We start from the raw sequence: 8287 nt of genomic DNA, 5'->3' as shown, positions 1-8287 counted from the left end.
CTTCGAGAAGCTAGATGTCATGTTCCTTGGATTCCTCAGCTTCGTCCTAGTCGTTGATGGGCTTCGGATGTGTTAACAGGCCCTAGGCAAGATCACTTGCCAACCATCAAGGGGTAGTAATCTTTAGCACGAACAGAAGAGAGTCTCTATCAGATAAATCTGACAATAATAAAAATAGGAGATTTATCGCAGTAGGCAGCGCCTTGAGCGGGAATCTTGGGATGCCATTTAATGCGTCGCTTTACCTTTGCCCATGAGCGCTTTGCGCGCGTGCTTGCGCTTGTAGTCCAGGCCATCGGTTGGCGTAGTCACTACCCCTTCGCCGCGTCGGCTTCTGCAAATCCTGAATACAGAGGAGTCCAGCGTGAATATCTGTTGATCTTCCCTGCGACCTCCTGAATCTGCTCTCTTACTTGGGAGGCAGCGTGACCACGTTTCGCTCCACTTGACCGTCATCCTGATCCAGTGATTGACCATCCGCGAGCCTCGCCTTACCTTCAGGAAGGCCTTGTGATCATCCCAAAAGAGCGGCGCCGGGCTGACTTTAACGCTTGCTGGCATGTCCACGATCTCCACGTCGAAGAATCCGAGCTGGAGGCCTGCGCCATCGCAAACGGGATATCGTCAGACAGCGCAGCCCATACCTAACAAGATCACGCCTATGCGCGGCGATGCATGCACCACCCAAGCAGCGGTACCACGGCTCGCGTGTGCAAAGCCGCGGACGGAGACTTGCTGAAGTCCGCTTACCTCAGTATCTGGGTTATTGAACGCGGCCGGCACATCGCAAACAGGTAAAGCGGGCGAGCGTGTCGCGCGCGGCATTGCAGTACAGCGGTGTAGCATGGTGGCTCCAGGCATCGGCCGCGCAGCCTAGGTAGCAGTCGCGGCAGCGTTCATCGCCGTGTGTTCACTTGGCAGGCTTGGCGTCGCTCTTGGTGTCCAGGAAGTAGGCCACCACCTCACCCTTGATCTTCATCGTCATCGGGTTGCCGCGACGGTCGCGCGCCTTGCCGACCTGCACCTTGATCCAGCCTTCGCTGACCGAATACTCCTCCACGTTGTCGCGTTCGACACCGTTGAAACGCACGCCGATGCCGCGGTTGAGTGCATCGGCATCGTGGAACGGGCTGCGCGCATCGATGGCCAGATGATCGGGAGGGGTATCGCTCATGGGAAAGGCATCATGGCGGCCGGGATGGCCGTCTTCGGCCGCACAGGATACGGTCCTGCGCCGCGAAGACCAGCCCCTTCCGATGAATCCGCACGCGCCGGTTGGTTTGCTTGCGCGGCGCCAGGCCTCACACTTCACGCCTGCAACCCTTGAACGAGACCGCCATGCCCGACAACAGTGCCGATTACGAAGACGACGAAGGCCTGCAGCCCGAAGGCGACGAAGACGACGTCGACGATCATCCGGGGCGGGTCTGGAATCTGCTGCTGCTGATCAATCCCGGCGACGAAGAAACTGCGCTCGCCCAGTTCGATGCCTGGCGCGAGGCGCAGGCCGACCTGGACGAAGACGAAGGCGACGATGCCTGGCTGTGGGCGTTGAAGGACGCGATCGACTGGCGCTCGGGCTTTTTCGTCGACTGGAAGGACACCGACTCGTTCATTGCCGCCATCGACGAACTCAGCGCGCGCTGGAACCTGCGCATCGCCTGGGGCGGCGACCTGGACGACGAAGAGTTCGCCAACGGCCTGAGCGTGCCCGATCTGATGGCAGTGGCCTTCGATCGCCTGCGCGAACACGGCTATTCGCTGTGGAACTGGAACACCGGCGGCGACGCCTACGCCGGCTGGATCGCCCTCAGCCGCGACGATGAAGCGATGATGGCACTGACCTCGTTGCTGGACGTGGAAGTGCGGTTGGGTAACGAGGCGTTTTGAGGGCTGAGATTGGGGAGTTCTAAGAGTCGGGATTGGGGATTCGCAGGAAGCGCGCTTGTGTGCGATGAAGCGTTCTCGGTGAAGCCCCATCGCGCGCAAGCGCGCTCCTACAATGTATGCCGCCGATCGGCGCAACGTGGCAGCGGCTCGAGGCGGTCGGTCGCTGGCTAAGGGATCTGGCGAGGCATGCATGAAGACCGCCGGGAACCGCCTCGTAGGAGCGCGCTGGCGCGCGACCCGGCGTTACAGGGACAGCTTCTCGCGCTCAGGCGCGCTCCTACAGAAGCCTGCCGTCACTGCGCTCTGGATGGTTGCTGGTCCAATGCGTGCGTGGATGGGAAAGCCTGACAGTCGAAAGGCATCCAGGCCGGAACACATGACTCGTAGGAGCGTGCCTGCGCGCGATGAAGCTCTCCCGAGAACGCCCATCGCGCGTAGCGCACTCCTACGCAGGCGTGCACCTGACGACAGCCACCGCCGATCAGTCCGCTGTTACCGATCAGGCCGCAACCCCCGCTTTTGCAAATCCTCACTCCCCAATCCCCGCCTCAAGGCGCCTGGCCGCGTGCCTGCGCACGCGCATTGGCGATCAAGGCTTTGAGCAGTACGCGATCGGTATGACGGGAGATGGCGATGGCACCGAGCGCGATCGCCTCGATGCGTAACGGTGCCGGCACGTCGTAGTGCGCGCCGCTGAGTTTGTTCTGGAAGGCGCGGCGGGGAATGCCCAGCCGCGCCGCCATCGCATGCAGCTCGTCCAGCGTATCGCCGAGCAGGTGCGCCCAGCGCTGCTCGCGCCACAGATGCACCGCATCGTCGACGTAGACGGCCATCGGCCGGGTCAGGCCTTCTTGGATTTCTTCGGCTTCTTGCCGGCCGTCTCGCCGTCGGCGTCGTCGGTTGCGGCATCGCTGGCGTCTGCGTCTGCCGTGCTGTCGTCGTCGCTGCCAGCGTCGTCGCCAGCCGCATCTTCCGCAACGGCGTCGGTGCCGGCGTCGGCGGCTGCGTCTTCTGCAGCGTCATCGCCGTCTTCATCGGCATCGGCGTTCTGGAATTCGGCCACCAGCGTGGTCAGGTATTCCTCGGCGGTCTTGCCGTCTTCGGCGGCCAGGTCGTCGATCATCTGCTGCAGCTGGGTCGAATATTCCAGCGAGATGGTCTTGCCTTCGGCTTCCTGCAGGTTGGCCAGGTGCTTGAGCATGGCCAGCATCGGGACCGGGTTGTCGGCGCTGCCCATGGTCTGGCCGCCGATCGACAGCATCCACTCGCTGCCACCCTGCAGACCGATCGCAGCGACCACGCGACCATCGGCATCCTGCAGCACGGCGTGGTTGGTGACCTGGGGCGCCTGGCCCAGACGGACGATCGGACGCTTGGGGAGCTGCTTCTTGCGCTTGTCGCGCTTGGCCTTTGAATTGCGGGACACGGTGTTCTCGACGCTGGGAATGGCCGGCCATTCTAGGCGCTTGTGCGTGACCCGGCTCGCTCGACACTGCCAGGCCCGTCAACGGCGGCCTTCCGGGCCGATGCATCGATCGATCCGGTCGCGTGATGAAGGCAGCTAATGCCGGGGTCTGGGACAGCCAGAAGTGGCTGACACAGCGGGTGCGCTCACCGTCAGGCGGCGCGGATGCTTGTCAGAATCGGTATGTAAGACGACGCGCCGCCCGCAGCTGACAACTGCTGGGTAGGGGGGGGCGCCGCTCTCAGCACCACCGGGGCGTCTCTCGCTTGCAGCGGTGCGCGGTGCGGATCCTCAGGAGCTGCATGCAAAACAGCGTGCCGTCTTCAGCCACCTGACACCTGCTGCCAGGTGTTGCGCAACGCGGTCAGCGCTGCTCGGGCGCGGTGCCGACCGCAGTGCGCGGCGCCGCAGCCACAGCGGCCTCGGCAGCCTTGGCCAGCGCGGCAGCCGAGGCGACCTGGGTACGTGTGGAGATGCGCAGTGCAGCCGGCGTTGCGGCAGTGGCCGTGGTCGCTGCGGCGGCTGGCTTGTTGGTTGCGGTTGGCGCAGTTGCCGCCGCACCCGCACCTGTCAGTGCACCCGCAGCAGGTCCTGTAGCAGGCACCGTAGCCGGCGTGCCCACAGAAGCAGTCCCGGTGGCCGCGGCCGCACTCAGATCCGGCACATGCGTGTCGGCATCGTGGGTGGATTTACCCAGCGCCACGCCCTGGCCGGCGCCGGCCAAGGCGGTCTGCTCGGCGTCCTGGGTCATCACCACGATGCTGATGCGGCGGTTGATCGGGTTCTGCGGGTTGGTCTTGTCGAACAGCACCGACGAGGACAAGCCCACCACACGGGTGACCTTGGCATCGGCCATGCCGCCGCCCACCAGCGCACGGCGCGCGGCATTGGCGCGGTCGGCACTGAGTTCCCAGTTGGTGTAACCGGCATCGCTGCTGTAGGCGGTGGTGTCGGTGTGGCCGGTGATGCTGATGTGGTTGGGCACCTGATTGATGAAGCTGGAGAGCTCGCGCAGGATGTCCACCGTGTACGGCTTGAGCTGATCGCGGCCGATGTCGAACATCGGGCGGTTCTGCTTGTCCACGATCTGGATGCGCAGCCCGTCGGGGGTGAGGTCGAGCAGCAGCTGGTCCTTGAACGGCTCCAGCGCCTGGCTCTTGTCGATGGCCTCCTTCAGGTCCTGCATCAGCGCTTCCAGGCGCTTCTTGTCCTTGGCGCGGCTGTCTTCGGTGGTGTCGGCAGCGTTGTCGCGCTTGCGGCCCATTTCGTCCTTCTGCCCCTTGGCCATGTCGGCGGTGCCGCCGAGCTTGATCATCGAGGTGCTGGCGCCGCCGGGCCCATTCATGCCGGGCGAAGGCGCCGGCGACTTGCCCGACAACGGGCTGGGATTGCGGAAGTATTCCGAGATCGCCGCGCGCTGCTCCTTGGTGGTGGCGGCCATCAGCCACAGCACCAGGAAGAAGGCCATCATCGCGGTCACGAAGTCGGCAAACGCCACTTTCCAGGCGCCGCCATGATGGCCGCCGCCCTGCACCTTCTTGACCCGTCGGATGACGACGGTGGATTTGCCCTCGGCCATGACTGCGGCCCTACTTGATCGTCTTCAGGTGCGTTTCGAAATCCGCAAAGCTCGGACGCACGTTGGAGGGCAGCGTCTTGCGCGCGAATTCCAGCGCAATCTTCGGGTTGTAGCCGCGCAGGCAGGCCAGCAGCGCGGTCTTGACCGCTTCATAGATGCGCCCGTCCTGATCGGCACGCGCTTCCATCGCTGCCGACAACGGCGCCACGAAGCCATACGCCAGCAGGATGCCGAGGAAGGTACCGACCAGTGCGGCACCGACGTGGTGGCCGATCTCCTCGATCGGGCCACCGATCGAGCCCATGGTGATCACGATGCCGAGCACGGCGGCCACGATGCCGAAGCCGGGCAGGCCGTCGGAGACCTTGCTCAAGGCATGCGAGGGCGCCATCGCCTCGTGGTGGTGCTTTTCCAGTTCCAGTTCTAGCAGCGGCTCCAGCTCGTGCGGCTCGATGTTGCTGCCGATCATCAGGCGCAGGCAGTCGGTGATGAAGTCCAGCAGGTGATGGTCGGCCACCACCTTGGGATAGTTGCCGAAGATGGTGCTGTCCTGCGGTTTTTCGACGTGATCTTCCAGGGCCATGAAGCCGTCGCGGCGGGCCTTGTTCAACAGTTCGTAGACCAGGCTCAGGGTGTCCTTGTAGTCCTCGGACTTGTACTGCGGGCCCTTGAACACGCCCAGCACGCTACTGAAGGTTTCCTTGACGATCTTGCCCGGCGTGCTCACCAGAAATGCGCCCAGCGCCGCGCCACCGATGATCAACAGCTCGTACGGCTGCCACAACGCGCCCAGCTTTCCGTGCGACAGCACATAGCCGCCTAGGACACTGACGATGACGACGATGAAGCCGATGATGATGAGCATGGCGCAGCCAAAAGCAAACAGGGTTGCTGTTGTTTCGGCGCGCGCGGCGGATTCTTGAAGTGCACGGCGTGAAGGTGTGTGCTGTAACTGAACGATCGGGTGGTGCGATGACGGCTTCACACAGGGCGATCAGCGGCATCGCGCTTACTGCGGCAAGGCGTTCACCGCAGTGAGGCTTGTGATGACAAGGTCTGCCTGGTTGAGCTTGCGATTTGCATCGACTGCTGTGTGCGTCGAGACAGCGCATTGCAGCAAGCGGCCTCTGCATTGGCGGTGGCACCAGCATCGGCGGACTTGATGCGCAGGTTGCGCTCGGCAGCAAACTTCAGCGTCTGCACCACGTCCCGGATGACCCGCCGCCGAGCGTCGAGCGTCATTGTCGTGGCAGTTTCTAGCACTACAGCGAGCAATGGTGTGGGCAGTAAGAGCGGATAACAGAACGTAGCGAGCGGCCGTCAGGTGGGTGCGGACGGCGCACAGGAACCGAAATGAACCGTGCATGCCGATCCGGGCGCCGGCCGCGCCCGCCTGACGATTGCGCTGTAGTTCTGTGAGTCGCTCTGAGTGGGTCGCCACTGCTTGCTGGGCGGCCTCGCCAGGTCAGGCCGGTTGCGCCTCGGCACCGTCGCGTTGCAGCGGGTTCGGCAGTGCCTGGCCATCTTCGGTGAAGCCCAGCGAGACCGAGTTGAGGCAATGCCGTTCGCCGGTCGGCGGCGGGCCGTCGGGGAACACGTGACCGAGGTGGCTGTCGCAGCGCGCGCAGACGATCTCGGTGCGGATCATCCCGTAGCTGATGTCGCGGATCTCGCGCACGTGGGCCGCATCGTACGGGGCGAAGAAGCTCGGCCAGCCGGTACCGGATTCGAACTTTGCGCTGGAACGGAACAGCGGCAGCCCGCACAGGCGGCAGGTGTAGACGCCCTCCAGCTTGTTGTCCAGGAACACCCCGCAGAACGGCGCCTCGGTGCCGTGCTGCAGCAGCACGCGCTGCTCCTCGTCGCTGAGCCCGGCGATCAGGGCATCGCGTTGGGCGGGGGAGGGCGGTGTCAGATCGAACTGGCTCATGAAGGCTCTCGCATGCGCGCGCTGGCAGGGTGCCGCGTCTGCCCTCAGTGATGTGGGCGCGGAAGCCTGCGTTCAACCTAAGTGCTCGAAGCCTTCTTCCGTCCGCAGAGAATCAAGCCCCTCTCCCTGCGGGAGAGGGGTTGGGGTGAGGGTACGGGGCGAAGCCGCTGCACGATGGGCATTGCTAGGCTTCGCTCGCACCCTCATCCGGCGCTGCGCGCCACCTTCTCCCGATGGGAGAAGGGCCTTCTTCGCGCTGCACTCATCTCGCGAACGCGTTCATCCCGCAGCCGATCCTGTGCATTGCTGCAGCACACCGGCGCCCCCACCCAGTCAATACTGCCCAATCAATCACGGTGCCCGTCATGGCGATCCATTCTTCAACGCGCGGCCTGCTGCTTTGCGGCCTGTTGGCGGTTACCGGTGCGGCGCTGGCGCAATCGGCCACTACCACGCGCTCGTCCAACACCTTGCAGCCGATCACTACGCCGACGCCTGCGCAGCCCACGATGACCGCGCCGCGCGCAGTGCAACCAGCGCCAGGCACCAGTCCGGTGCCGTCTCAGCTCGGTCAGCGCCCGTCCGCGCCGACCATCCCCACCCGTGGCCCGGCACAGACACCGGTGGCCCCGGCCGGTAGCCAGGTGCTGCCTGCCAGCGCGCCGATGGTCTACGACCGCAATGGCCGCCTGCTGCAAGGCATGCAGCCGGCCGGCGCCAACCGGGTGCTGGACACCAAGACCGGGCGTTATTACGACGCGGTTCCGGCCGGCGACGGCATGCGCGTGGTGCGCTGACATCCGGCAGCAGTCGATGTCTGATCCGCAGCAATCAGATCGGTCTCCATCCAACCGCCGTCCCAGGCTTCGCTGCGTCGCCGACCACGAATCCCCAATCCCCAATCCCCAATCCCCGCCTCAGTCCGCAATCGGCAACGCCAGGGTCTCCTTGACCTCTTCCATCACGATGTAGCTCTTGGACTCGCGTACATGCGGCAAGGTCAACAAGGTGCTGCCGAGCAGCTTGCGATAGGACGCCATCTCGCTGATGCGCGCCTTGAGCAGGTAATCGAAATCGCCCGAGACCAGATGGCATTCCAGCACGTTGGGCAGCTTGAGCGCGGCGCGGCGGAACTCTTCGAAGATGTCGCCGGATTTGTAGGCCAAGCTGATCTCTACGAACACCAGCAGGCTGGCCTTGAGCAGGTGCGGGTCCAGCCGCGCGTAGTAGCCGGTGATGGCGCCATCGCGCTCCAGCCGGCGTACGCGCTCGGTGCAAGGCGTGGTCGACAAGCCCACCCGTTCGCCCAGGTCGGTAAAGGAAATCCGCCCCTCCTGCTGCAGGATGCGCAGAATCTTGCGGTCGATCTTGTCCAGCTCGCGCGCACGGGTGGCCATGAGGTCTGTCTCCCTACAGAACTGGC

The 8287-nt window shown here is 64.2% G+C and carries 10 protein-coding genes and 1 other RNA gene; 2 read left to right on the top strand and 9 right to left on the bottom strand.

All coding sequences use genetic code 11. From position 1 onward, the window contains the following. Window positions 1-910 precede the first annotated feature (910 nt). Window positions 911-1174: a DUF3297 family protein gene (locus tag XcyCFBP4188_RS06420; RefSeq protein WP_074056571.1), complete on the bottom strand. Its 264-nt coding sequence runs from the start codon at window positions 1172-1174 to the stop codon at window positions 911-913. Between the two features lie 164 nt (window positions 1175-1338). Between XcyCFBP4188_RS06420 and XcyCFBP4188_RS06415 the strand changes: the two genes are divergently transcribed. Next, window positions 1339-1890, top strand: coding sequence for a DUF6630 family protein (locus XcyCFBP4188_RS06415; protein ID WP_023902418.1), 552 nt, complete (start codon window positions 1339-1341; stop codon window positions 1888-1890). A 548-nt stretch (window positions 1891-2438) separates the two neighbouring features. Here the strand turns inward: XcyCFBP4188_RS06415 and XcyCFBP4188_RS06410 are convergent. The 7 genes from XcyCFBP4188_RS06410 to msrB form a co-directional block, all read right to left on the bottom strand. Beyond that, complete coding sequence (locus XcyCFBP4188_RS06410; protein WP_006452584.1) at window positions 2439-2723, bottom strand: DUF4031 domain-containing protein; 285 nt, start codon at window positions 2721-2723, stop codon at window positions 2439-2441. Window positions 2724-2731: 8 nt separating this feature from the next. Next, on the bottom strand, window positions 2732-3316 hold the full coding sequence (locus XcyCFBP4188_RS06405; RefSeq protein WP_104591803.1) for a hypothetical protein: 585 nt from the start codon (window positions 3314-3316) through the stop codon (window positions 2732-2734). A gap of 403 nt (window positions 3317-3719) precedes the next feature. After that, the gene (gene motB, locus XcyCFBP4188_RS06400; protein ID WP_006452581.1) at window positions 3720-4934 is read right to left on the bottom strand and encodes a flagellar motor protein MotB; all 1215 of its coding nucleotides are present in this window, start codon (window positions 4932-4934) and stop codon (window positions 3720-3722) included. Window positions 4935-4944: 10 nt separating this feature from the next. Beyond that, complete coding sequence (motA, locus tag XcyCFBP4188_RS06395; protein ID WP_006452580.1) at window positions 4945-5799, bottom strand: flagellar motor stator protein MotA; 855 nt, start codon at window positions 5797-5799, stop codon at window positions 4945-4947. 161 nt (window positions 5800-5960) lie between these two features. Next, window positions 5961-6176, bottom strand: coding sequence for a hypothetical protein (locus tag XcyCFBP4188_RS06390; protein WP_026064962.1), 216 nt, complete (start codon window positions 6174-6176; stop codon window positions 5961-5963). 52 nt (window positions 6177-6228) lie between these two features. Continuing rightward, window positions 6229-6300, bottom strand: a non-coding RNA gene (locus tag XcyCFBP4188_RS06385) — sX9 sRNA. Between the two features lie 99 nt (window positions 6301-6399). After that, window positions 6400-6864: a peptide-methionine (R)-S-oxide reductase MsrB gene (gene msrB / locus XcyCFBP4188_RS06380; protein WP_006452579.1), complete on the bottom strand. Its 465-nt coding sequence runs from the start codon at window positions 6862-6864 to the stop codon at window positions 6400-6402. 365 nt (window positions 6865-7229) lie between these two features. Here msrB and XcyCFBP4188_RS06375 point away from each other — a divergent pair, with 365 nt between their 5' ends. Then, the gene (locus tag XcyCFBP4188_RS06375; RefSeq protein ID WP_006452578.1) at window positions 7230-7661 is read left to right on the top strand and encodes a superantigen-like protein SSL4; all 432 of its coding nucleotides are present in this window, start codon (window positions 7230-7232) and stop codon (window positions 7659-7661) included. A gap of 120 nt (window positions 7662-7781) precedes the next feature. Here XcyCFBP4188_RS06375 and XcyCFBP4188_RS06370 read toward each other — a convergent pair whose 3' ends face one another. Beyond that, the gene (locus XcyCFBP4188_RS06370; protein WP_006452577.1) at window positions 7782-8261 is read right to left on the bottom strand and encodes an Lrp/AsnC ligand binding domain-containing protein; all 480 of its coding nucleotides are present in this window, start codon (window positions 8259-8261) and stop codon (window positions 7782-7784) included. Between the last annotated feature and the right edge of the window lie 26 nt (window positions 8262-8287).

It is taken from the genome of Xanthomonas hortorum pv. cynarae (genome assembly GCF_002939985.1).
Taxonomy (GTDB): Bacteria; Pseudomonadota; Gammaproteobacteria; order Xanthomonadales; family Xanthomonadaceae; genus Xanthomonas; species Xanthomonas hortorum_D.
The sequence above is the reverse complement of the archived record's forward strand: the minus strand, read 5'-3'. Positions and strand labels throughout refer to the sequence as shown.